This is a genomic window from Amycolatopsis sp. NPDC059235 (genome assembly GCF_042754125.1).
Taxonomy (GTDB): Bacteria; Actinomycetota; Actinomycetes; order Mycobacteriales; family Pseudonocardiaceae; genus Amycolatopsis; species Amycolatopsis albidoflava.
This window is the reverse complement of sequence record NZ_JBHZAG010000050.1, coordinates 1-21,195: the sequence shown is the minus strand read 5'-3', so window position 1 is coordinate 21,195 and position 21,195 is coordinate 1. Positions and strand designations below refer to the sequence as shown.

Below are 21,195 nucleotides of genomic sequence, written 5' to 3'. Positions count from 1 at the left end.
GCAGATCGGAGTTCCGCAGTGCCCCCCTCCCGTCGCCAGCCACCGCGCAGTGCCAGCACGCCACCGGCCCGCAGGCCGAAGGTCGCCGGGCTGCGCAAGCCGTCGGACCCGGCGGCGCAGGCGGCCTCGCCCAAACCGCGCCCCCGGCCGCTTCCCGACGCGGATCCGGCCGAGGTGACCCAGGAGCTGCGGATCCCCCGCGGCGGGCTGGTGCGCCCGGCCGAGCCTGAGCCTGAGCCCGCTGAGACCGACGTCGCCGAGACCGCGGTCGAGGAAGACGCCGTCGAGGCCGCTGAACCCGAAGCCGAGGTTTCCGGGGTCAGCAAGGAGGCTCCGGCCGAAGAGGTCGACGCGCTCACCGGCGAGACGGTCGAAGAAGAAGACGCCCGGCCGAGCCCTCGGCGGAAGAAGCGGGACACCGGTTCGGCGAAGCCCTCGGACGTGGAGGAAGCCGAGACCAAGGCGCGGGCCGAGGACGACTCTGTCCCGGCTCAGCGGTCCGTGGTCAGCCGCAACACCGTGCGGGTCGCGCTGCTGCTGGTGGTCGGCCTCGCGCTGGTCGCCGCGGCGGTCATCTTCCAGGTCAAGGGCTCCGACGCGGCCGATTCGACGAGCAACCGCGCGGTGCTCGACGTGGCGAAGACCGCGCAGGTGAAGGACCAGGTCTCGAAGTCGATCGAGACGCTGTTCTCCTACGACTTCAACAACATCAAGAAGACCGAGGACGCGGCCAACCAGCTGCTCGCGACCGACCAGGTCAAGACGAGCTACAACGCGCTGATGGGCCAGGTCAAGAAGCTCGCGCCGCAGCAGAAGGTGGTCGTGACCTGCAAGGTCACCCGCAGCGCGGTGATCCGGCTGAACGGCGACCTCGCCAGGGTGATGCTGTTCATCGACCAGACCTCGACGCGGGCGGACACGAAGCAGACCGCGGCCGGCACGGCGCAGATGCACGTGGACGCCCAGCTGCAGGGCGACACCTGGAAGATCACCGACATGGACACCTACAAGGCCGCCGCACCGGCCGGTGGCGCACCCGCGCCGTCCGCGCCCGCCTCGGCCCCGCCGTCCAAGTAGACAGTCCTCAGCAGACGTCACGGCCCGTTCCCGGAAGCTCCGGGGGCGGGCCGTTGTCGTGCCAGCGTCCGGAAAGCCGTCCTGAGTGGCTCCTGCTTCAGCTCGTCCGGCGTTTCGGGCGGCGTGAGGGGTTCGGGGCCGATCGCGGCCAGCCGGTCCAGCAGAGCGACTGTGAGGCCGTCCAGCTCGGCGCGCAGCACGGACAGGTCAGGGCCGCCGGTCGGCCGGGCGCCGGGCTGCTCGGTCCAGCGCTCGAAAAGCCGGCGCTGGACCTGCTTGCTCGCGGCGATCTGGTCGGCAAGGACTCCGGCTGCGAGGTCCGGGTCGAGGCCGATTTCGCGAGCCAGCGCCCGGACGCGGGCCAGCTCCCGCTGCTCGCGGACGGGATCGTCGACCGCCCGCCCGGCCCCGAACTTCGCGGCGGCGACCTGCTCGCTGATCGCCAGCCTGCGCAGGACCAGTTCGGGAAGCGACGCGTCGGGTTCCGGCATCGTGCGCACCTCCGGGAGTTCGGCCCCGCCCAGTTGATCACCGGGACGGCGCCGCTGCCAACCGCCGCTTCCCGCCGTCCGCAACCCCTGCCCGGGGGACCCGGAATCCGGGTTCGAGCTGCCCGAAGTTCCCCTATTCCGCTCTGCCGCCGAGCGCACGACCGCTCGCGGAATGTGATCCATCCCGCGCCCGCCGCGCCGCGCCGGAATCCGCCGCCGGGACCGCGGGCGAGCCGCCGACCTGCGTCGCTGCCGCACCGACCTGCGCGGCGGTCCTCGGGTACCCGGCGGTAACCTCGGCGGCCGCCGGATCGGTCACCCTGCGCTGTCCCGCTTCGACGCTGCGCCAACCGGCGGGACCGCCGCGCGGCATCTTGACTCCAAAGCCGCGTGGGTTCACGCTTACTGCCAACGGTCACGGCCGGGGAACGCGAACCTTGCGGGAGGGGCGCGAAAACCCGGGCGAACCGGGAGCCAGAGGACGCAGTGAGGCTCAGGGAGACGCACTGCCCCAAGGTGACGCGATGCAGGCTGGGCCCCGTCGGGAGTGCCCCCTGGACAGACCGCGTCATGGGGGCTAGACTGCTTCTTTGCGCTGCCCTCTTTCAGGCTGCCCGGAGCCGGTAGTTAGGATAGTGGGCACACGGCACCCCTGACAGTCCGCGACAGCTGTTGCCATCGCGGCTGCTCACCGCTCATTGTCCCCGGAAGGACGCATCTTGGCAGTCTCTCCCGCGAACCAGGCCACTGCTGCGACCACCTCGGCTGAATCCCGCGCGCAGGCCACGGGAATCCCCGGAGCGCCCAAGCGGGTCTCCTTCGCGAAGATCCGCGAGCCACTCTCCACCCCGAACCTGCTTGACGTCCAGATCCAGTCGTTCCAGTGGTTCACCGGCAACGAGGCGTGGTTCGAGCGCCGCGTCAACGAAGGCGAAGAGAACCCGGTCGGCGGTCTGGAAGAGGTCCTCAACGAGATCTCTCCGATCGAGGACTTCTCGGGCTCGATGTCCCTGTCCTTCTCCGCCCCGCGCTTCGACGAGGTCAAGGCCTCGATCGAGGAGTGCAAGGACAAGGACATGACGTACGCGGCCCCGCTGTTCGTCACCGCCGAGTTCGTCAACAACAACACTGGCGAGATCAAGAGCCAGACGGTCTTCCTGGGCGACTTCCCGGTGATGACCGACAAGGGCACCTTCATCATCAACGGGACCGAGCGGGTCGTCGTGTCCCAGCTGGTGCGTTCTCCGGGTGTGTACTTCGACAGCAGTGTCGACAAGACGACCGACAAGGACGTCTTCAGCGTGCGCGTGATCCCGAGCCGCGGCGCGTGGCTCGAGTTCGACGTGGACAAGCGCGACACCGTCGGCGTCCGCATCGACCGCAAGCGCCGCCAGCCGGTCACCGTGCTGCTGAAGGCGCTCGGCTGGTCCACCGAGGCGATCCGCGAGCGCTTCTCGTTCTCCGAGACGCTGCTGGCCACCCTCGAGAAGGACCACACCGCGGGCACCGACGAGGCGCTGCTCGACATCTACCGCAAGCTGCGCCCGGGCGAACCGCCCACGAAGGAGAGCGCGCAGACGCTGCTGGAGAACCTGTTCTTCAAGCCGAAGCGCTACGACCTGGCCAAGGTCGGCCGCTACAAGGTCAACAAGAAGCTGGGTCTCGACTCGACGTACGACACCGGCACGCTGACCGAAGAGGACATCGTCTCGGCCATCGAGTACCTGGTCAGGCTGCACGCCGGCGAGGACAAGATGACGAGCTCCGCCGGCGTCGAGGTGCCGGTCGAGACCGACGACATCGACCACTTCGGCAACCGCCGCCTGCGCACCGTCGGCGAGCTGATCCAGAACCAGATCCGGGTCGGCCTCTCCCGCACCGAGCGCGTCGTGCGCGAGCGCATGACCACCCAGGACGTCGAGGCGATCACGCCGCAGACCCTGATCAACATCCGCCCGATCGGCGCGGCGATCAAGGAGTTCTTCGGCACCTCGCAGCTGTCGCAGTTCATGGACCAGAACAACCCGCTGTCGGGCCTGACGCACAAGCGTCGTCTTTCGGCCCTCGGCCCGGGCGGTCTGTCCCGTGAGCGCGCCGGCATGGAGGTCCGCGACGTCCACCCGTCGCACTACGGCCGGATGTGCCCGATCGAGACGCCGGAAGGCCCGAACATCGGCCTGATCGGCTCGCTGTGCTCCTACGCGCGGGTCAACCCGTTCGGCTTCATCGAGACGCCGTACCGCAAGGTCGTCGAGGGCCAGGTCACCGACCAGGTCGACTACCTGACCGCGGACGAGGAAGACCGCTACGTCAAGGCGCAGGCCAACGCGCCGCTGACCGACGACGGGCACTTCGAAGAGGACAAGGTCCTCGGTCGCCGCAAGGGCGGCGAGGTCGAGCTGATCGACCCGCTCGAGATCGACTACATGGACGTGTCGCCGCGGCAGATGGTCTCCGTCGCCACCGCGATGATCCCGTTCCTGGAGCACGACGACGCGAACCGCGCGCTGATGGGCGCGAACATGCAGCGCCAGGCTGTTCCGCTGCTGCGCAACCAGGCTCCGTACGTGGGCACCGGCGTGGAGCTGCGCGCCGCGGTCGACGCCGGGGACGTCCTGGTCGCCGAGCAGGCCGGCGTGGTCGAGGAGCTGTCCGCGGACATCATCACGATCATGCACGACGACGGCACGCGGAAGAGCTACGGACTGTACAAGTTCCGCCGCTCCAACCACGGCACGTGCTTCAACCACCGGCCGATCGTCAACGAGGGAGACCGGGTCGAGCAGGGCCAGGTCATCGCCGACGGCCCGTCCACCGAGAACGGTGAGATGGCGCTCGGCAAGAACCTCCTCGTCGCGGTCATGCCGTGGGAGGGCCACAACTACGAGGACGCGATCATCCTCTCCGAGCGCCTGGTGCAGGACGACGTGCTCACGTCGATCCACATCGAGGAGCACGAGATCGACGCCCGCGACACCAAGCTGGGCGCCGAGGAGATCACCCGGGACATCCCGAACGTCTCCGAGGAGGTCTTGGCCGACCTCGACGAGCGCGGCATCATCCGCATCGGTGCCGAGGTCCGCGACGGCGACATCCTGGTCGGCAAGGTCACGCCGAAGGGCGAGACCGAGCTGACCCCGGAGGAGCGCCTGCTCCGCGCGATCTTCGGCGAGAAGGCGCGCGAGGTCCGCGACACCTCGCTGAAGGTGCCGCACGGCGAGACCGGCAAGGTCATCGGCATCCGGGTGTTCTCCCGCGAGGACGACGACGAGCTGCCCCCGGGCGTCAACGAGCTGGTCCGCGTCTACGTGGCCCAGAAGCGCAAGATCCAGCCGGGCGACAAGCTCGCCGGCCGGCACGGCAACAAGGGCGTCATCGGCAAGATCCTGCCGGTCGAGGACATGCCGTTCATGGAGGACGGCACCCCGGTCGACATCATCCTGAACACCCACGGTGTTCCGCGACGGATGAACATCGGCCAGATCCTCGAGCTGCACCTGGGCTGGCTGGCCTCGCAGGGCTGGACGATCGAGGGCGACCCGGACTGGGCGAAGAACCTGTCGCAGGAGCTCTACGACGTCGCGCCGAACACGAACACCGCGACCCCGGTGTTCGACGGCGCGAAGGAAGAGGAGCTCACCGGGCTGCTGGGCGCGACCAAGCCGAACCGCGACGGCGAGCGCATGGTCAAGGAGAACGGCAAGGCCACGCTGTTCGACGGCCGCTCCGGCGAGCCGTACCCGTACCCGGTGTCGGTCGGCTACATGTACATCCTGAAGCTGCACCACCTGGTCGACGACAAGATCCACGCCCGCTCCACCGGCCCGTACTCGATGATCACCCAGCAGCCGCTGGGCGGTAAGGCGCAGTTCGGCGGCCAGCGCTTCGGCGAGATGGAGTGCTGGGCGATGCAGGCCTACGGCGCGGCTTACACGCTGCAGGAACTGCTCACGATCAAGTCGGACGACGTGGTCGGCCGCGTCAAGGTGTACGAGGCGATCGTGAAGGGGGAGAACATCCCCGAGCCGGGCATCCCGGAGTCGTTCAAGGTGCTCCTCAAGGAGCTCCAGTCGCTGTGCCTCAACGTCGAGGTGCTCTCCAGCGACGGCGCGGCGATCGAGATGCGCGACTCCGACGACGAGGACCTCGAGCGCGCCGCGGCGAACCTCGGCATCAACCTGTCCCGCAACGAGTCGCCCTCGGTGGACGACGTCGTGCACTGATTCGGTGTCGAGCCGGGATCTGCCTCCCGCGGATCCCGGCTCCACCGCCGACCCCTCCTCTAGCCGAATCAACCCCAAGGGGATCTAGACGTGCTGGACGTCAACTTTTTCGATGAGCTCCGGATTGGCCTCGCCACCGCCGACGACATCCGTCAGTGGTCCTTCGGCGAGGTCAAGAAGCCGGAGACCATCAACTACCGGACCCTCAAGCCGGAGAAGGACGGGCTCTTCTGCGAGAAGATCTTCGGTCCGACCCGGGACTGGGAGTGCTACTGCGGCAAGTACAAGCGCGTCCGGTTCAAGGGCATCATCTGCGAGCGCTGCGGCGTCGAGGTCACTCGCGCCAAGGTGCGCCGTGAGCGGATGGGCCACATCGAGCTGGCCGCGCCGGTCACCCACATCTGGTACTTCAAGGGCGTTCCGTCGCGCTTGGGCTACCTGCTGGACCTGGCGCCCAAGGACCTCGAGAAGATCATCTACTTCGCGGCTTACGTCATCACCGGCGTGAACACCGAGCTGCGGCACAACGACCTGCCGACCCTCGAGAACGAGATCGGCGTCGAGCGCAAGAACCTCGAGACGAAGCGCGACTCCGACATCGAGGCCCGCGCGCAGAAGCTGGAAGCCGACCTGGCCGAGCTGGAGGCGGAGGGCGCGAAGTCCGACGTGCGCCGCAAGGTCAAGGAGGGCGGCGAGCGCGAGATGCGCCAGCTGCGCGACCGCGCCGGCCGCGAGCTGGACCGCCTCGAGGAGGTCTGGACGACCTTCACGAAGCTCGAGCCGCGTCAGCTGATCGCCGACGAGCTGCTCTACCGCGAGCTGATCGACCGGTACGGCGAGTACTTCACCGGCGGCATGGGCGCCGAGGCGATCCAGAAGCTGGCGACCGAGTTCGACGTCGCCGCGGAGGCCGACAGCCTGCGCGACACCATCCGCAACGGCAAGGGGCAGAAGAAGCTCCGCGCGCTGAAGCGGCTCAAGGTCGTCGCCGCGTTCCAGGCGACCGGCAACGACCCGCGCGGCATGGTGCTCGACGCCGTCCCGGTCATCCCGCCGGACCTGCGCCCGATGGTGCAGCTCGACGGTGGCCGCTTCGCCACGTCGGACCTGAACGACCTGTACCGCCGCGTGATCAACCGCAACAACCGGTTGAAGCGGCTGATCGACCTCGGCGCGCCCGAGATCATCGTCAACAACGAGAAGCGGATGCTGCAGGAGGCCGTCGACGCGCTGTTCGACAACGGCCGCCGCGGGCGTCCGGTCACCGGCCCGGGCAACCGGCCGCTGAAGTCGCTGTCCGACTTGCTCAAGGGCAAGCAGGGCCGGTTCCGTCAGAACCTGCTGGGCAAGCGTGTCGACTACTCGGGCCGTTCGGTCATCATCGTCGGCCCGCAGCTGAAGCTGCACCAGTGCGGTCTGCCGAAGGACATGGCGCTCGAGCTGTTCAAGCCGTTCGTCATGAAGCGGCTGGTCGACCTGAACCACGCGCAGAACATCAAGTCCGCCAAGCGGATGGTGGAGCGCTCGCGGCCGCAGGTGTGGGACGTGCTCGAAGAGGTCATCACCGGCCACCCGGTGATGCTGAACCGTGCGCCGACCCTGCACCGGCTGGGCATCCAGGCCTTCGAACCGCAGCTGGTCGAGGGCAAGGCCATCCAGCTGCACCCGCTGGTTTGCGAAGCGTTCAACGCGGACTTCGACGGCGACCAGATGGCGGTGCACCTGCCGCTGTCGGCCGAGGCGCAGGCCGAGGCCCGGATCCTGATGCTGTCGGCGAACAACATCCTGTCGCCGGCCTCGGGCCGTCCGCTCGCCATGCCGCGGCTGGACATGGTCACCGGTCTGTTCCACCTGACCCGGCTGAACGAGAACGCCGAGGGCGCGGGCAACGCGTACTCCTCGCCCGCCGAGGCGATCATGGCGTTCGACCGCAAGGCGCTGAGCCTGCACGCCCCGGTCAAGATCCGCGTCACCGACCGGCAGCCGGCGAAGGCCGACGAGGCGCGTCTCGCGGAGGCGGGCTGGGAGCCGGGCAAGGCGTGGCTGGCCGAGACGACGCTGGGCCGCGTGCTGTTCAACGACCTGCTGCCGGCGGACTACCCGTTCATCAACGAGCCGATGCCGAAGAAGCGGCAGGCGGCCATCGTGAACGACCTCGCCGAGCGGTACTCGATGACGCAGGTCGCGCAGACGCTGGACAAGCTCAAGGACGCCGGTTTCTACTGGGCGACCCGCTCGGGCGTCACGGTCGCGATCTCGGACGTGCTGACCCCGGTCGGCAAGAAGGCCATTCTCGACGAGTACGAGGGCAAGGCCGACCAGGTCGAGAAGCGCTACCAGCGCGGTCAGCTGTCCCACGCCGAGCGCAACAACGAGCTCGTCAAGGTGTGGACGCAGGCGACCGAAGAGGTCCACAAGATCATGGAGACGGCGCTGCCGGACGACAACCCGATCGCCATGATCGTGAAGTCGGGCGCCGCCGGTAACATGACGCAGGTCCGTTCGCTGGCCGGTATGCGTGGTCTGGTGTCGAACCCGAAGGGTGAGTACATCCCGCGCCCGATCAAGGCGAACTTCCGTGAAGGCCTGTCGGTGGCGGAGTACTTCATCGCCACGCACGGTGCCCGGAAGGGTCTGGCGGACACGGCGCTGCGTACCGCCGACTCGGGTTACCTGACCCGTCGTCTGGTGGACGTTTCGCAGGACGTCATCGTCCGCGAGGTCGACTGCGGCACCACGCGCGGCATCATGATGCCGATCGGCGAGGACCTCGGCGACGGCAAGGTCGTGCGCGACCAGCACGTCGAGACCTCGGTGTACGCGCGGAACCTCGCGACGGACGCGGTGGACGCCAAGGGCAACGTCGTGCTGAACGCGGGCGACGACATCGGCGACCCGGCGCTGGACAAGCTGATCTCCAGCGGCATCACCAAGGTGAAGGTCCGCTCGGTGCTGACCTGCGAGTCGGCCGTCGGTGTGTGCGCGACCTGCTACGGCCGTTCGATGGCGACGGGCGAGCTCGTCGACGTCGGCGAGGCGGTCGGCATTGTCGCCGCCCAGTCGATCGGTGAGCCGGGCACGCAGCTGACGATGCGTACCTTCCACCAGGGTGGTGTCGCCGGTGACGACATCACGACCGGTCTGCCCCGTGTCACCGAGCTTTTCGAGGCTCGCGTGCCGAAGGGCAAGGCTCCGATCGCGGACGTCGACGGCCGCGTGCGGATCGAGGAGAGCGAGCGGTTCTGGAAGATCACCCTGATCCCGGACGACGGGTCGGAGGAGATCGTCTTCGACAAGCTGTCCAAGCGGCAGCGGCTCGCGAACACCCCGAACGGCCCGCTGGGCGACGGCGACCACGTCAACGTCGGCCAGCAGCTGCTCGAGGGCACGCCGGACCCGCACGAGGTCCTGCGCGTCATGGGCCCGCGCGAAGCGCAGATGCACCTCACGGACGAGGTCCAGAAGGTGTACCGGGCGCAGGGTGTGTCGATCCACGACAAGCACATCGAGGTCATCGTGCGGCAGATGCTGCGCCGCGTGACGATCATCGACTCCGGCGCCACGGACTTCCTGCCGGGCGAACTGCCCGAGCGGACGAAGTTCGAGGCGACGAACCGGGCCGCGGTCGCCGAGGGCGGCGAGCCGGCTTCGGGACGTCCGGTGCTGATGGGCATCACGAAGGCGTCGCTGACCACGGACTCGTGGCTGTCGGCGGCTTCGTTCCAGGAGACCACGCGAGTCCTGACCGACGCGGCCATCAACGGCCGCTCGGACAAGCTCGTCGGCCTCAAGGAGAACGTCATCATCGGTAAGCTCATCCCGGCCGGTACGGGCATCAACAAGTACCGGAACATCCAGGTGCAGCCGACCGAAGAGGCGCGGGTCGCGGCGTACGCGATCCCGTCCTACGACGACGGTTACTACACCCCGGACGTGTTCGGTTCGGGCACCGGCGCCGCGGTTCCGCTGGACGACTACGACTTCGGTCGCGACTTCCGCTGAACCTCGCGTAGCTGAACGAAAAGCCCCCGGTCCTCGTGACCGGGGGCTTTTTCGTCGCGCTGCGTAGCGGGTCCGGAGACGGTACTTGTACGGTCGTGGGTTTCCTCCGGCTGCCTTAAATTCGCGCGCGTGGCTGATGTCGTGCCGTTCACGGACAACTTCTCGGATCTCTCCAATGCCCAGGGCTACCAGTTCGAGTTCCACTGCGAGCGCTGCGGAAACGGGTACCGCTCCGCGTTCCAGCGGGACACGATGGAGACCGGGCGCAGCATGCTGCGCGCGGTGGGCTCGTTCTTCGGCGGGACGCTGCAGCAGCTGAGCAGCTCCGCGGACCAGTGGAAATACGACCGCGCGACGAACTCGCCGGCGAAGGACCGCGCGCTGACGGCGGCGGTCGAGGAGATCACGCCGCGCTTCCGCCAGTGCCGCGGCTGCAGCGACTGGATGTGCGCGGATCAGTGCTGGAACGAGGAAATCGGCCAGTGCCTGCGTTGTTCGCCGATCGTGGCGGAGGAGATCTCGCGCGCACAGGCGGCGGCGCAGCGGGACCAGATCTGGGAAAAGGCGCGCGAGAAGAACTGGACCAAGGACCTGGATCTGGGCACCCGCGCGAAACTCACCTGCCCGGACTGCGGCCTGAAGGTGGCCGGCGGCAAGTTCTGCACGGGGTGCGGGAGTTCACTGGCCCCGACTGTCCATTGTGGAGAGTGCGGGAAGGAATCCAAGGCGGGTGCGGTGTTCTGCGCGGATTGCGGACACCGGCTCTGAGGCCAGACCTTGGCGAGGGCTTCGCGCCGCTTCTTCACCTGGGGCGGGAAGCTCGCTCTTGTTCCAGTCAGCGGTGATCTCGCGGGTGCTGCCGTCCTGCTCGCAGGTACCTCGATCTTGGCTTGATCCTCAGTGCGGGGACAGGTCGCCGCTGGTGGTCACGCAATGCCGGGTACCGCCCTCGCTGACCCGGGTAGCCGTTGCTTGCACCTGCGGAGCCAGCCTCGTTAGCACGGAGACGTCGCTGACCACGGACTCGTGGCTGTCGGCGGCCTCGTTCCAGGAGACCATTGCATCCCGGACGTGTTCGGTTCGGGCATCGCTGCCGCGGTTCCGCTGGACGACTACGACTTCGGTCGCGACTTCTGCTTAACCTCGCGTAGCTGAGCGAGAAGCCCCCGTCGGGACTCCCGGCGAGGGCTTTCGCGTTGGTGGCTAAACAGTTGCGAGAGTCTTGCGCATCTTGCGGACCCGCCGGGGCGGGCGGGGCAGGTACGTGCGCTTTGCGAGGTACAGGCCCGGGATGAGCCAGACCAAGGCCATCAGCAAATCGATCGAGGCGGACGACGGCCAGTCAGCCTGGTAGGCGATGTCTCCCCACAACGGTCCCAACGAGACCTCGACTGTGTCGCCCCTCCTGGGCAGTTCACCGACCCATCCGACGGTGATCTGCCGAGTGGCGCCGTCCTGGCTGACCGTCCCCCGCACGCTGGGCTGGTCGGTGATGCAGCGGTAATTGCCGGCGGCGCTGAAGCAATGCTGGGTGCCGCCCTCGCTCATCGTGGTGACCGTGAGCTGGGCGTGGGAGGCCAGCCCGGTCATCGCTGCTGATGCGTTGACCGCAGGACCGATTCCGATGGCCAGCAGACCGAGCGCGAGCAACGACCGCATGGTCAGCGAGATCGACGTCACCGGCTGCCGGTCGGCGGCTTCGCGGCGGCGGTTCACCGGCGTGCGGATGAAGCCGCCGCGCTTGCCGAACCAGGCGTCGTAACTCGTGTCGGACTGGGTGACGACGTCGTGAAAGTCCCGGTCCCCACCCCATACTTCCCACACCGGCGCCGAAACGGCGGCCGCCAGCATCGCGAGGCGGCGGGAGTTGCCGAACATCCGGTCCTCGGTGAGGCCGCCGGTGTCCGTGGTCCATAAAGCCGTTCCGTAGAACGCCACTTGGTGGACGCGGAACCACAGGTCATTCATGATCATTTCGCGGCATTCGCCGGTGAGCACCGCTGCCGCGAACTCCGGGTCCGACGTATAGACGGAGAACCGGCGGTCGAACTCGGGGTCGACCTCGAAACTGTGCAGTGTCGTATCCGGCCGTAGCCAGCCGAACTGGTTGCGGACGATCCGGGCGTCCTCCAGCGGGGTGAAGAAGTCCGGCTCGAACGCCTGCGTGTTCGGCGAGATCGTGAGAGCGGGCACCTCAGGAACGCGCAGTTCGACGACCGCGTTGATCGAATCGAGCTCTTCGGACACTCTTCCGAGTTGTTCGAACGTCTCGTTCCGGATAGGCGATTGGGTCGAGTACTCCATGCCGAGCAGCCGGTGGCCTTGGTGCGTGAACTCGACAGTGGTTCGCCGAGGCCAGGGATCGGGATGGTCGAGTGCCACCGCGCGGCCGCTGTGCGGCAGGAAACCAAAGGTCGGTTCCCCAGCCGAATCGAGACGTTTGATCCAGCTTCGTTGATGCCAGCCCCGCCACGAGATCAACGCGGTGACGACGAGCGGGAAGGCGATCCATCCGAACAGCGGAACCGAACTGGCCGTGCCGGCTGACAGCCAGTAGAGGCTCGTCAGCGAAAACGCGATCCCGGAGAGCGCATAACAGACCGCGGCACTGGCCGAACGGCGTGCCTCGAGCCAGTTCGCGAGCCACAGCAGGCCGAAGGAGAGCGCGTAACCACCGACGATGAGCCAGGGACCGAGCAGATCCGCCATCCGCTTACTGGCCCATGTCGAGATCTTCGCGGGTTTCTTCGGAGCTTTGGCCGTTCCCGGGATGCTCGCGCTTGAGATTGTCGATCGTCTTGTTCGCCCCCTTGTAGGCGGCCTTGCCGGTGTACGCCGAGCCCTTCGACAGGTCGCCGGGGGTGATCCCGGTCGTCTCCTTGACGGTTTCGTCGAAGAGCTTGCGCGGCACGCTCGTGAACACGTCTTTCGCCGCCTGCCCGTAGGCGGCACCCTGTGCGTTCAGGCCCTTGGCCAGTGCGCCGGTGATCGCCTTCTCCTCGCCGGGAGTCATGCCGACCTTGCCCGCCTTCGTGAGCTTCGAACCCTGCTTGACCAGATCGTCGCTCCACTTCATCAGGAAGCCCATGAACTTGTCGAGCAGCTTGCCGAGCCTGCCAAGATGCTTGGTGATTTTGCCGAGTGCGCTCGCCGCCTTCGCGACTGATGCCGCCATCGCCCCCGCGACCGACGAGCCGAGGCTCACGATCGAAGCGGCCAGTGCCGGCAGCCAGATGTAGATGAGCCAGCTGACCAGCTCCGAAATGATGGCCTTGATGACCTCTTCGATGACGGTCATGACCATCGACCACATCTGCAGCGTGTCGGCGACCGCGCCGGCAGCGGAGCCGATGCCTTCGATGCCCTGTGCGAACTCGGCCAGCGCCTTCTTGGCCGCCTCGCCTCCCTCGCCTTCCCAATCCTTGAGCGCTTCGTCCCCGACCTGGACGAACTCCTCGGCCAGGGTGACGAAGCCCTTGCCGATCGTGACAAAGTTGCCGGAGGCCGTCTTGAGCGCGGGGCCGTCCCCGGTCACCATGTGCAGCCCGTCCTGGAGAGGCTGAATCAGCTCGAGGAGCATGTTGAGGCCGTTGCTGACCAGCCAGCCCACCGGGTCGAGCGCGAAGCTGGCCATGTCCAAGGTCGCGCCTGCCACGAAGCCCGCGCCGTCCTGCAACAACTGCCCGCTCGCCGCGGCGACATCGCCGACGTCCTTCGCGGAGCCGAACTTCTTGTAGGCGTTCTCGATGGTTTCGGCGCCCTTGCCGACGACCGGTGCCTTCTTGACGGTGTCGCCGACATTCTTCAAGAAGCTGTCGTCGTAGCCTTTGAGGTTGTTCTTGACGCCGTCGGCGACGCTGTCCTGCCCCATGCTTCCCCCTTGCTCAGAGCGGTCCGTCGATGTCGGCCTTGAACTTGCCGAAGGTCATCACGGTGTCCTTTTCATGGCCGTCGTAGATGCTCGCGGCCTGATTGAGCTTGCCCTGGAACGCGCCGACCCCGGTCTTCATCAGCTCCAGCAACTGCTTGAGCTCGTCGAGCTTGCTCGTATAGGTCTGCTTGACCGCCAGCCCGATCAATCCCCACGACCGGTCGGTGACGTCGGCCTGGTTCACGAGGTCGCCGAACTTGGCCGCTTCTCCCGTGTAGTGATCGAGGCCGGTGGCGTACTTCGTGATCGCGGCGGTGTCGACCTTGTGGCCGCCGTTCGTCGGGCTCATCGGTGCCCCTCTTCGTCGTCGAACAAGTTCTTGAGGAACTGGTCGCCCGCCGAAGCCGAGGGCGGCGCCGGCGGAGGCGCCGGAGTCGCCCGGTTGTCGTCGCGAAGCAGATCGTTGTTCGCGAAGTCCTCGTCGTCCCGGGCCGGTGCTGCCTGCCGCGGCTGCTCCTCCGGCAGATTGGACTCCAGTTCTTCGACAGTGGTTCCCAAACCGGCTGCCTGAGCTTCCAGGACCTGATCGGACACGTTCAACCCGAAGGCCGTGCCCACGTGCTCGTCGACGATCCCGGCCTGCTTGCGAGCGGATTCGGCGACGGCCTGGTGCAGGGTCGCCAGGATCGAGGTCGCCAACTGGTCGGGTTGTTGCCGGAGCGCGTCCGGGGTGAGCCGGAGGTCTTTGATCGATCCGCTCGGGCCCGCGACGACGGTGACCGCTCGATCCGGCGACATCACTTCGGCCTCGAGCGCGTTTAGCTCCTCCTGCATGTCGCCGACTTTCGCGAACTGCGCTTCGGCCTGCTTGAGCTTCGTCTGGAACTTGTCGAACTCCGCGACGAGTCGTTCCATCTCTGCCGACACCGGCGGTCACCCCTTCCCCTGGTCCGTCACGTGATGTGCGGATTATGCCGCTTCTGTCAGGTTCGCGCCGCAGGGTCAGCGAATCCGGCATGGGTGATTCATCGCGGGGCCGGGGCGAAAGTTCCCGGCGATCGGTCACGAAAAGGTAACGAACATATCGGGCGAACAGTCCCTCCCCGGACGCCGAATCGCCGAACATACTGTGGGCCGAACGGAGCATCGCAGGTCAGCGCCGCCGCTCGGGGCGGGCGCGGAGCGAGGGGCGGGCAACTCGGCCCAGTTCGTGGGATATTCACCCCTTCGGTCGACGTTCCCACGATTGATCACCGCATTGACAGTGCGTGCGGTTCGCCAGAGTATTTCGCGCATGTCCTTTCCGGTTGCCCTGGTGTGGCGTCTGCACGTGGATCTGCGCCAGCAGGCCAGCGCGCTGTGTAGGGATTCCTGACCTTTTCTCCCGGCCGCTTCCGGCTGGCTGATTTCTCTTGCCCCGCAACGGGTTTCTCTGACCCGAGGGGATGAACGCTTTCTCTGTTCGGCGTGGGTTTCGCGCGGGTTTCGTGCTGCCCTCGGAACGGGGAAAGAAGTGCCTTCGCGGGCGCTTCACGGGAACACAAACAGGGAGACACAATGCGATTCAGCTCCTCCTCGGGCGCCCCGCCCCGATGGCGGAAAGCGCTGACCGTCGCCGGCGCGGTCGCGCTCGCGATCGGTGCGGTGACCTACACCGGGTCCAGCACCAGCGCTTACGCCGACGTCCAAGTGGTCACCGACGCCAAAACCGCGTCCGACGGCAAGCAGTACTGGGTGCAGAACCACCTGGTGAGCAAAGACCTTGCCGCGCAGGCGCGTTCCGCCGACGGCACGCCGAAGAAGTGGCTGCTGGTCTGGGCGGGCGACGAGAACATCGCCGACACCGCGGTGAAGGACGTCAAAAACCTGCCGGGTTCGCTCGGCGGCGGCCTCGGCAAGGTCAAGAATGCCTTGCCTGGACCCGATTTCCTCGCGGTGATCGACGCGACGCAGGGCTCGCCGACGTACGGCAAGGTGGTGAACACCGCGACCGTCGGGCCGCTCGTCGAGAACGAGCCGCACCACATGCAGTACGTGTGGCACAAGGGCGACACGATCTACGCCGGCGCGTTGTTCGCCGCGGCGACGTACGCGTTCGACGTCAGTGCGTTGCCCCAGTTGAAGCTCAAGGGCATCAGCCTGCCGACGCAGACGCTCGGCGGGTCCGTGCCCGACGCGTACTGGGTGTTGAAGGACGGCACCGCGTACGGCACGTACATGGGCGGTCCGGTCGTGCCCGGTCCGTACGCGTACCAGGACGGTTCCACGCAGATCGGCAACGGTTTCGCCGGCAGTCCGGGCGAGGTCGTGCACTTCGACCAGAACGCGCAGGTGCTGTCGCAGAATCCGGCGGCGACCCCGCAGGGCGACAACGCGAAGCTGTGCGACAACCTGCCGCAGCTGGGCAAACCGTCCTGCGCGAACCCGCACGGCGTCCAGGCGCGCGAGGATCTCAACACCCTCGTCACCAGTGACTACGCCGAACCGCGCAACATCATTCTCGACCCGGTGAAGCAGCCGTCGCCGTATCTGCGCCGTCCGACGATCCGCACCTGGGACATCTCCGACCGCAATCACCCGAAGCTGAAGGCGGTGTCCTACCTGCAAGACGGTCCGCGGGCGAACCCGGCGGACCCGCTGCACTCGGAAAGCCGCGCGGTCATGGAGACCACGGTGACGAACAAGCCCGGCCACAAGGGCGCGTTCGCCGAAACCATGCAGGGCGGCGCGATCTTCTACACGCCGGACATCACGGCGAAGGATCCGCACTGGATCGAGGTGTTCGACGACGGCACCGCGGGCAAGCCGATCTACTCGCAGAACGACTCGAACGGCGCCAGCTCCAACGGCGGCTGGCTGCAGACCAGCCCGGACGACCGGTTCCTGTACCACGCGGTGCAGGGCAGGCAGAAGGGCGCGCTCGGCCCGGACGACCCCGGCACCACCGGCGGCGTGTACGTGCTCGACATCCAGAAGCTGGTCGCGGCCGGCGACAAGGTCGAGGACATCAAGGGCCGCGTCGACACAAAGGAAAAGGCGCAGCAGGGCGGCGGGGGAGACCTGCCGACCGTCGTCGGCTCCGCGCCGATCAACCCGGGCGTGCCCGGGGCGGGCCCGCACTGGGGCGCGTACGACAACTTCGCGCTCGGCCAGGACGGTCTCTACCACGAAACCGAGCAGCCGCAGCACATCGCGGTGTCGAACTACTTCGTCGCCCGGTCCGGTTTGGACGGTGACCACAAGGTCAACCTGCTGAACCTGTCGCCGGACGGGAAGCTCGCGGTCGATCAGAACTTCCGCGACGAGTTCACCGGGCAGGTCGGCCTCAACTTCAACCGGAAGTCGTGGCCGCACGGGGACTTCGGCAACGCCAAGCCGCACTCCGAGCTGTTCGTGGTCGCCGACCAGAACGTGAAGTAACTCCTCCCCGGCGCGCGGGCGCCCCGTCCGCGCGCCGGGATCTTCTCCCCGGAAGGTCTCCATGGATCACCACGTCACTCCGGTCGCCACCGGATCGTCCGGTGTGGACAGTGCCGCGCTGGTGCTGCGGCTGATATTGCTGCTGGCGACGGCTTTCCTCGCCGGTACCGGGATTCTGCGCCCGCTCGTCGGTCCGCTGCCGCGCAAGCTGTGGCTCACCACCGGCGTGCTGGGCGTCGGTTCGGCGGTGCTGGCCGCGGTGTCGGCGGCGACGGTCGACGTCAATCTTGTCGCGCTGATCGTCCACGTCGTGCTCGCGCTGGCGGTGCCGGTGCTGCTGCGGTGGCCCTCAGCGGGTCGTTGGGCTTCGCTCGCGCTGGTCGTGCTCGTGGTGCTGGAAACTTCCGTTGATGGCTCGGGAATCTCCTTCGCCATCGACACCGTGTACGTCGCAGCGGCCGCGCTGTGGTTCGGCGTGACGCTGCTGTCGGCTTGGGTGCCGGTTGAGGAGTGGCGATCGACGCCGTTGCGCGTCGGTCCGCTTTCGGTCAGCCTCGCCGGACTGCTGACGCTCGCGGGCGTCGTGCAACTCGGCGTCTCCGGGGTCGCCTTCGACCGACGGCTGTACGAAACGCTCTTCGGCCTCTCGCTGATCGTGGTGGTCCTGCTGCCTGCAGCGGTCACCGTCATATCGGCGATCTTGTTGTCTCGCAATGCTTCTCTTCGCGGCTACCGCTACGGCGTCGCTGGTGTCGCACTCGGTTTCGTCGCGTGGAGCGCGCTTGCCGCGGTGCCGCAGCCAGCTCCGCTGCCGGTGCCCGGTGTGCCGGTGCTGACGGACGCGGCAGTCGGTGGTGCGACTGTGCCGGTGCTGGTCAGCCCGCACCGGCCCGGGCGCAATCTCGTGCACTTCCCTTCGAGCGCGGGCACGGACCTGTCCGCCGGCGTCGAGGGCGGAATCGTGACCACTGCGGCGGCGCGTCCCGGTGCCGAAGGCAGCTGGGCCGAGGTCGAACTTCCGGCCGGACGCAGCACTCTCGTGGTCCGCAAGGGCGACGCGACCACCACGGTCGACGTCGACGCGGGTACCGAAGCGGGCCCGGCGGTGCCGGACGCCGACGCGCCGGAATGCGCGGAAGCCGCACTCGGCGGTCTGGTGGCGCAGAAACGCGAGGTGCTCACCAGCTGTCCGGCAGAGGCGTTGTCGCCGGAGGACCGCGGTTCGCTGGTGAAGCTGGTCGAGTTCCTCGCCTCGCGAAAGCCGTCGGCGATCACGCTGGTCGAGGACAAGTCGCCGCGCGGGGTGCAGGCCGCGCAGCTCGTTCGTGAGACCGCTTCCCGCGTCGGTCTGCCGGTGCGCCCGGACGCGGCGGCGGACACCGCGCTGGTGGTCGTCTCCGGCTGGAGCGACGGGTACCTCGCGATGAGCCGCGCCGCCGAATCGCAGCGGCTCAAACCGACCCACCAGTTCGGCCTGTACCTCGCGCCGTGGCTGCTCAACGGACCCATCGTGAACACCGTGGCCAGCGCGGCCATGCCGCTGCGCTTCGACCCGCGCGACCAGCTCGCGGTGAGCTACGCGGTGGCCGTCGGCAACAGCTTCGGCGGGGAAAGCCCGTCGCTAGGCGGTTTCCGGACCTGGCTCGGTCCACAGTGGACAGCGGTGAACGGCGAGGTGCAGCTGTTCGCGGCCGCGCAGGTCAACGCGATGCCGATGTACCCCAACGAACCGCACGCGCCCGGCATGCAGGCCGCGCGCGACTACGCCGGGCAGTGGATCCCCGACGGAACCATCGTCCCGATCAGCGGCGCGCTCCGCTGAGCCCCCAGTTCCCCGAAGAAAGGAAAACCCTGATGAAACGCATTGCCGCCCGGATCCTGCTGCCGCTCGCCGCGGCCGGGGCGTTCGCCGGATTCGCCGGGGGAGTGGCCAACGCCGCCACCCCGGAGACGTCCGCCGCCGGTCAGCCCGCTGGCCTGCCTTCGTTGCCGACTGGCGGCCTCCCGTCCCTCCCGACCGGCGGCTTGCCCTCGCTCCCGACTGGCGGTCTCCCGTCCCTGCCGACCGGTGGCCTGCCCTCGCTGCCGACTGGCGGCTTGCCGTCCTTGCCGACCGGCGGCCTGCCCTCGCTGCCTTCCGTGCCGAACCTGCCCACCCCGGGCCTGCCCGGCGTCCCCGGCGCACCGACCGGCGGCGGACCGTCGGTCTGGGTCGTCCCCGGCCTCGACGCGGGCAGCCTCCTCGGCCCGACCACCCAAGCCCCGGCCCAGCTTCTCGCGCCGGTGTTCAACGCCATCACCGCCGTTTCCTGAGCACAGAAGGAGAAAGCCATGAAAAAGACCGTCGTCCGAGCTGTCGCCGCCACCGCGCTCGCCGGAGCCGCCGTGCTCGGCGCCGCCGCGCCCGCGCTGGCCGCGACGCAGGACCAGCCCGGTGTCACCGTCGTCGACGAGCCGGACACGTCGAACCTGAACAACATCTGGACGTTCGCCCCGCTGGGCGTCCCGGCGCTGGGCCTGATCCAGTCGCTGAACGGCGTCCCCGGCCGGATCCTGCCCGGCTGACCCCGCCTCCGCCGGTGGTTCCCCTCGTCCCCGGGAACCACCGGCGGATCCCGCCGAAAGAACGAGGACCATGGACAGACAGCTGATCGGCCGGCTCGCGATCGCGGGCATCGCGGTGGCCGCCGTCGCCGCGACCGTAGTGATCCTCGGCACCGGCGACGATCCCGCGCCCGCCCCGGTCGCCGTGACCGCGCCGACCACCGAGGTGCCGCAGCGCGCCCCAGACCGCACGGTGACCCGCACCCTGGCCCCGACGACCTCCACCGGGCCGGTCGCGCCCGCTCCGTCCAGCTGGCAGATCACCTACGAACTCTCCGGCTCCGGCACCGCCACCGTGGTTTACGACGACAACGGCCTCGGCCTGGTGCACCAGGAGCTGTCGGTGCCGTTGCCCTGGAGCAAGACCCTGACCTGGCCGAAGACCGCCGTCGCGCCGACTGTGCAGCTCATGGGCCAGTCGAGCGACGCGGTCGAATGCCGGATCTCGGTGAACGGCGTGCTGGCGCGGTCCGCGAAAGCCTCCGGAGGCGAGGTCGCCAGCTGCGCGGGACGGCTCAGCTGAGGTCCTTGGAGAACCAGTGCTCGGCGTACCGGTCGTCGTTGAACGCCTCGACCTCCGCGTAGCCCATCGACGCGTACAGCGCGCGTGCTTCGACCAGATCGTCCCGGGTGTCGAGCCGCATCCGGACCGAGCCCAGCCGCTTGGCCGCCTCTTCGGCCGCCGCGACGATCAGCTTGCCGCCGCCGTGCCCGCGATGTTCCGGGCGTACGTACACCTTCGTCAACGCGCTCAGCCCGGGCTCGACCATCCGGACGCCGACGCAACCGGCCGGCTTCCCCTCGCGGTAAGCCACCAGGAACGCTCCGGTCGGCGCGACGAGGCCGTCGCTCGGCTCGTCGGCCAGTGCCGCGTCCACCTCGGCGGGTGTCGCCGGGCGGCCGTGATACCGCGACGCCAGTTCGTCCATGTACTCGCGCAGGATCGCGGTCGCGTCGGGGTGTTCGGCCGGGAATTCGCTGATCTTCCAGTCCACGTCCCTCATCTTGGGGAGTCCGTCCACCGATTTCCCCGGCAGGTACCGTGCAGAACGGCAGGGGAACCGAACGAGGAGGCGACATGGACGGCAGCGAGAAGGTCGACCAGCCGGGGGACAAGAAGACCGGCGGCAGCCATGCCGCGCCGGAGGGGGCTGGAGTGCACCCGCTGATCGATCTGTCGCGCGACCCCAACCCGGGCAAGCCCGACCACGCGAAGCCCGACGAGGACTGACCCGCGGCCCGGCCCGGCGGGTGCACACCGCCGGGCCGGGTTTCGCGGCTCGCCCCGGTGAGGTGATTGTCACCCCGGGGCGGAAGTCCATTGTGGAACATCCGGCGGCTCTTCTTCTTGCCGCCGAAGAATTTCTCTCGCGTTCTTAACGCCGCCGCGAGTCCCGCCGCGTCTTCCGTGCGCAGGGTCCTCGCCGCCGATGAGCTTGGCGCGCGATGCCGAAAGTCCGTGAGGGGAACCCTGAGGGAATCAGAGTCCCTCAGGGTTCCCCTCACG

General features: G+C 68.1%; 17 protein-coding genes. 10 read left to right on the top strand and 7 right to left on the bottom strand.

From position 1 onward, the window contains the following. The first annotated feature begins 18 nt into the window (after positions 1-18). The gene (locus ACFXI3_RS28095; protein ID WP_378403462.1) at positions 19-1,077 is read left to right on the top strand and encodes a hypothetical protein; all 1,059 of its coding nucleotides are present in this window, start codon (positions 19-21) and stop codon (positions 1,075-1,077) included. A gap of 17 nt (positions 1,078-1,094) precedes the next feature. On the opposite strand, the gene aroQ is transcribed toward ACFXI3_RS28095, so the two are convergent. Next, positions 1,095-1,568: a gamma subclass chorismate mutase AroQ gene (gene aroQ / locus ACFXI3_RS28090; RefSeq protein ID WP_378403460.1), complete on the bottom strand. Its 474-nt coding sequence runs from the start codon at positions 1,566-1,568 to the stop codon at positions 1,095-1,097. A gap of 719 nt (positions 1,569-2,287) precedes the next feature. On the opposite strand from aroQ, the gene ACFXI3_RS28085 reads away from it, so the two are divergent. The 3 genes from ACFXI3_RS28085 to ACFXI3_RS28075 all read left to right on the top strand — a co-directional run bounded on the left by ACFXI3_RS28085 (position 2,288) and on the right by ACFXI3_RS28075 (position 10,561). Beyond that, positions 2,288-5,791 carry a DNA-directed RNA polymerase subunit beta gene (locus ACFXI3_RS28085; RefSeq protein ID WP_344270055.1) on the top strand — a complete coding sequence of 1,168 codons (3,504 nt, stop codon included), beginning with the start codon at positions 2,288-2,290 and terminating at the stop codon, positions 5,789-5,791. A gap of 90 nt (positions 5,792-5,881) precedes the next feature. Then, entirely contained in the window at positions 5,882-9,793 is a 3,912-nt protein-coding gene (locus tag ACFXI3_RS28080; RefSeq protein ID WP_344270058.1) for a DNA-directed RNA polymerase subunit beta', read from the top strand. 129 nt (positions 9,794-9,922) lie between these two features. Further along, the gene (locus ACFXI3_RS28075; protein ID WP_378403457.1) at positions 9,923-10,561 is read left to right on the top strand and encodes a zinc ribbon domain-containing protein; all 639 of its coding nucleotides are present in this window, start codon (positions 9,923-9,925) and stop codon (positions 10,559-10,561) included. 129 nt (positions 10,562-10,690) lie between these two features. On the opposite strand, the gene ACFXI3_RS28070 is transcribed toward ACFXI3_RS28075, so the two are convergent. From ACFXI3_RS28070 to ACFXI3_RS28050, 5 genes are all read right to left on the bottom strand, one after another. After that, positions 10,691-10,852, bottom strand: a complete 162-nt coding sequence (locus ACFXI3_RS28070; RefSeq protein WP_378403534.1) for a hypothetical protein — start codon at positions 10,850-10,852, stop codon at positions 10,691-10,693. Positions 10,853-10,996: 144 nt separating this feature from the next. Continuing rightward, positions 10,997-12,502, bottom strand: a complete 1,506-nt coding sequence (locus ACFXI3_RS28065; protein ID WP_344270064.1) for a hypothetical protein — start codon at positions 12,500-12,502, stop codon at positions 10,997-10,999. A 4-nt stretch (positions 12,503-12,506) separates the two neighbouring features. Continuing rightward, positions 12,507-13,664, bottom strand: a complete 1,158-nt coding sequence (locus tag ACFXI3_RS28060) for a hypothetical protein (protein ID WP_378403455.1) — start codon at positions 13,662-13,664, stop codon at positions 12,507-12,509. A 13-nt stretch (positions 13,665-13,677) separates the two neighbouring features. Then, on the bottom strand, positions 13,678-14,013 hold the full coding sequence (locus ACFXI3_RS28055) for a type VII secretion target (RefSeq protein ID WP_344270069.1): 336 nt from the start codon (positions 14,011-14,013) through the stop codon (positions 13,678-13,680). After that, complete coding sequence (locus tag ACFXI3_RS28050; protein ID WP_378403453.1) at positions 14,010-14,591, bottom strand: YbaB/EbfC family nucleoid-associated protein; 582 nt, start codon at positions 14,589-14,591, stop codon at positions 14,010-14,012. Before ACFXI3_RS28050 ends, ACFXI3_RS28055 begins: the two co-directional genes overlap by 4 nt. 630 nt (positions 14,592-15,221) lie before the next feature. Between ACFXI3_RS28050 and ACFXI3_RS28045 the strand changes: the two genes are divergently transcribed. The 5 genes from ACFXI3_RS28045 (at position 15,222) to ACFXI3_RS28025 (ending at position 20,211) form a co-directional block, all read left to right on the top strand. Then, complete coding sequence (locus ACFXI3_RS28045) at positions 15,222-17,084, top strand: hypothetical protein (RefSeq protein ID WP_378403451.1); 1,863 nt, start codon at positions 15,222-15,224, stop codon at positions 17,082-17,084. Positions 17,085-17,145: 61 nt separating this feature from the next. Then, the gene (locus tag ACFXI3_RS28040) at positions 17,146-18,906 is read left to right on the top strand and encodes a hypothetical protein (protein WP_378403449.1); all 1,761 of its coding nucleotides are present in this window, start codon (positions 17,146-17,148) and stop codon (positions 18,904-18,906) included. Positions 18,907-18,938: 32 nt separating this feature from the next. Continuing rightward, complete coding sequence (locus tag ACFXI3_RS28035) at positions 18,939-19,397, top strand: hypothetical protein (protein WP_378403447.1); 459 nt, start codon at positions 18,939-18,941, stop codon at positions 19,395-19,397. Positions 19,398-19,415: 18 nt separating this feature from the next. Then, positions 19,416-19,649 (top strand): hypothetical protein, encoded by a 234-nt coding sequence (locus ACFXI3_RS28030; protein WP_377873167.1) that lies wholly within the window; start codon positions 19,416-19,418, stop codon positions 19,647-19,649. A 70-nt stretch (positions 19,650-19,719) separates the two neighbouring features. Beyond that, complete coding sequence (locus ACFXI3_RS28025; RefSeq protein WP_378403445.1) at positions 19,720-20,211, top strand: MmpS family transport accessory protein; 492 nt, start codon at positions 19,720-19,722, stop codon at positions 20,209-20,211. Here the strand turns inward: ACFXI3_RS28025 and ACFXI3_RS28020 are convergent. Then, positions 20,204-20,683 (bottom strand): GNAT family N-acetyltransferase, encoded by a 480-nt coding sequence (locus tag ACFXI3_RS28020; protein ID WP_378403443.1) that lies wholly within the window; start codon positions 20,681-20,683, stop codon positions 20,204-20,206. The two genes, ACFXI3_RS28025 and ACFXI3_RS28020, sit on opposite strands and share 8 nt — an antisense overlap. Positions 20,684-20,766: 83 nt before the next feature. Between ACFXI3_RS28020 and ACFXI3_RS28015 the strand changes: the two genes are divergently transcribed. Continuing rightward, positions 20,767-20,919 carry a hypothetical protein gene (locus ACFXI3_RS28015; protein ID WP_344270092.1) on the top strand — a complete coding sequence of 51 codons (153 nt, stop codon included), beginning with the start codon at positions 20,767-20,769 and terminating at the stop codon, positions 20,917-20,919. Positions 20,920-21,195: the final 276 nt, after the last annotated feature.

What these genes read in the sequence shown, in the direction of transcription:
- aroQ (WP_378403460.1), bottom strand. Translation starts at nt 1,568, where the DNA reads ATGCCGGAACCCGACGCGTCGCTTCCCGAACTGGTCCTGCGCAGGCTG.
- ACFXI3_RS28070 (WP_378403534.1), bottom strand. Translation starts at nt 10,852, where the DNA reads ATGGTCTCCTGGAACGAGGCCGCCGACAGCCACGAGTCCGTGGTCAGC.
- ACFXI3_RS28065 (WP_344270064.1), bottom strand. Translation starts at nt 12,502, where the DNA reads ATGGCGGATCTGCTCGGTCCCTGGCTCATCGTCGGTGGTTACGCGCTC.
- ACFXI3_RS28060 (WP_378403455.1), bottom strand. Translation starts at nt 13,664, where the DNA reads ATGGGGCAGGACAGCGTCGCCGACGGCGTCAAGAACAACCTCAAAGGC.
- ACFXI3_RS28055 (WP_344270069.1), bottom strand. Translation starts at nt 14,013, where the DNA reads ATGAGCCCGACGAACGGCGGCCACAAGGTCGACACCGCCGCGATCACG.
- ACFXI3_RS28045 (WP_378403451.1), top strand. Translation starts at nt 15,222, where the DNA reads ATGCGATTCAGCTCCTCCTCGGGCGCCCCGCCCCGATGGCGGAAAGCG.
- ACFXI3_RS28040 (WP_378403449.1), top strand. Translation starts at nt 17,146, where the DNA reads ATGGATCACCACGTCACTCCGGTCGCCACCGGATCGTCCGGTGTGGAC.
- ACFXI3_RS28035 (WP_378403447.1), top strand. Translation starts at nt 18,939, where the DNA reads ATGAAACGCATTGCCGCCCGGATCCTGCTGCCGCTCGCCGCGGCCGGG.
- ACFXI3_RS28030 (WP_377873167.1), top strand. Translation starts at nt 19,416, where the DNA reads ATGAAAAAGACCGTCGTCCGAGCTGTCGCCGCCACCGCGCTCGCCGGA.
- ACFXI3_RS28025 (WP_378403445.1), top strand. Translation starts at nt 19,720, where the DNA reads ATGGACAGACAGCTGATCGGCCGGCTCGCGATCGCGGGCATCGCGGTG.
- ACFXI3_RS28015 (WP_344270092.1), top strand. Translation starts at nt 20,767, where the DNA reads ATGGACGGCAGCGAGAAGGTCGACCAGCCGGGGGACAAGAAGACCGGC.